This is a genomic window from Desulfosoma sp. (genome assembly GCF_052743555.1).
Genome location: NZ_JBRAHS010000031.1, coordinates 1 through 1,790 on the forward strand (window position 1 = coordinate 1; position 1,790 = coordinate 1,790).

Annotated in this window: 2 protein-coding genes and 1 pseudogene; all 3 read left to right on the forward strand. The window is 56.1% G+C overall.

Going from position 1 to position 1,790, the window contains the following annotated elements; all coding sequences use genetic code 11:
• Positions 1-460, forward strand: a pseudogene (locus ACUVSA_RS14365) (hypothetical protein); the annotation flags it as partial.
• Positions 461-792: 332 nt separating this feature from the next.
• A complete protein-coding gene (locus ACUVSA_RS14370) occupies positions 793-1,200 on the forward strand; it encodes a hypothetical protein (protein WP_445895339.1) in 408 nt (135 codons plus the stop codon).
• A gap of 240 nt (positions 1,201-1,440) precedes the next feature.
• Positions 1,441-1,790, forward strand: a 350-nt coding sequence (locus ACUVSA_RS14375) for an MCP four helix bundle domain-containing protein (RefSeq protein ID WP_445895340.1), incomplete at its 3' end; no start/stop codon positions are given.

Here is a 1,790-nt window from a genome sequence, read left to right on the forward strand (position 1 = left end):
TGGAGGATGCGCCGCAGGGAGGGGCTGCTTTTCATGTGCTTCTGCCCATGGCACCTTGGCCGTGAGCGGTGAAGGCCCGACACTGTATGCCGCGCATCTGCCCACCTCCGTACGATCCCACGTGGCTGTCCAACGAGCGGCGCTCAGGGAACCCACCCTTACCCCAGAACCAAAAACGCCCGAAGCCCAGGCTCCCGACCCGATGACGGGGTTTGTTCAGCCATTGGTGCACGAAACGTTTCCCACCTACAAACACTACCGCAAATGGGCGGCCCAAGAGGCCGCTCGAGCCTATCTTCAGCACCTCATGGAGCGCTCCGGAAAGCGAATCACCGAAGCGTGTGCCTTAAGCGGCCTGTCTCGATCCCGGCTCTATGCCCTTATGCAGGAAGTGGGATTCGGACGGCCGGACGGCTTCACTAAGGAAGATGCTGCTTCAGGCATCAAACAGCCCACCTAAGCCCACGACCTGAGGCCGGGTCCGCCGTCCAATGGCCCAGTTGTCTTGAAAAACCGCACTCAAAAGTCCTGCTAAACAGGACACACATCCCTGCAAGCCTTCTTGAAAATTTCATCTATGGACTGCCGAAAAGCATTGTGAAGGTCGAATCCCAAGGATTCGTGAGTTCGCGGAGGGGCTGGCGCGTGTCCCTTTGAAGTCAGGGCGCAGGTCATAAGATTGAAGGCACCGCGGTCATGTGGCTCGCGCAAGGCTGGGGTGAGCTTCCTGGCATGAGCCTTGCCAATGCATACTTGTAGCGATGGAAAAGATGGAATCAGGGGAGGGCCGTGATGGTGCTGCTGTGCCATGTTCCCAAGGACTTTGGCCAAAGGCGCCGAGAGCAGAAACTACGGGATATTTTATGCCGGTGGGCTGTCAAGAAAAACCGGCGCCTGAGCAAAATGGCCGAGGCGGATCGCAGGAATGACGTGGGCGCGGTTTCAGCCCCTTTGGGTCTCGCCGTGGTCAGTGACGCCGAGGACCTGAATGCCGTAGCGCTCTTTCGCGAGCGCTTTCCGCTCGGGTTGTTGGTCACCGTCGTTTTGAACCCGGACCATGATCTCTTGGTTTCCTTGCAGCGCTATTCGCCATCGTTTGTGGCCTTGAGTGAAATGGACGATGCGGCGGTTCCTCAAGTTCTCGATCAATTGTGCCGAAGAATGAAGAAAAAAAGAGCCAGGGCCCTTTTGGAGGGGTAAACCAAGCCGGACTTTGAAAGTTGAGGTTAAAGCCCTTGAAAAAACAACGGAAAGTCTTCTCAGGCAGGCTCGAGTGGGGCGTTCGCCGTAATTTCAAGGGGCGATGCAGGCGACAAAGGGCGGAAAGGGTGGAAACGTTCCTGGAAATCCGAAGACACTGAACGGACTGTAAGGGGTCTTTAGGGTCCAGAGGGCTTTTCCACATGAGCTGAAATGCCACAACAAAAGGAGGGTATTGTCATGAAAAAGCGTTGGACCATCGGAAAAAGGTTGGGTTTGAGTTTTGGGGTGCTCTGCGTCACCGTGACTTTTTTGGGGGCGGCAGGGTATTTCGCTGCCCAGCGAAATGCTCAGGCTTTAGAAAATGTGGGCCGAGTGCGGCTGCCCAGTGTGAGTGCCATACTGAAAATGGCTCAAAAGATCGACACCATTGAAAGAGCCCTGCGCACCTTGGCCATACCCGGTTTGGATCCGGCAACTCGTCAGGCGCCGTACAAGAATATTCTTCAAGCCACGGAAAGTTACCGCGAAGCCCTGGCGATCTACGAGCCATTACCGCAGACACCGGAAGAAGCCGAAACCTGGAAGCA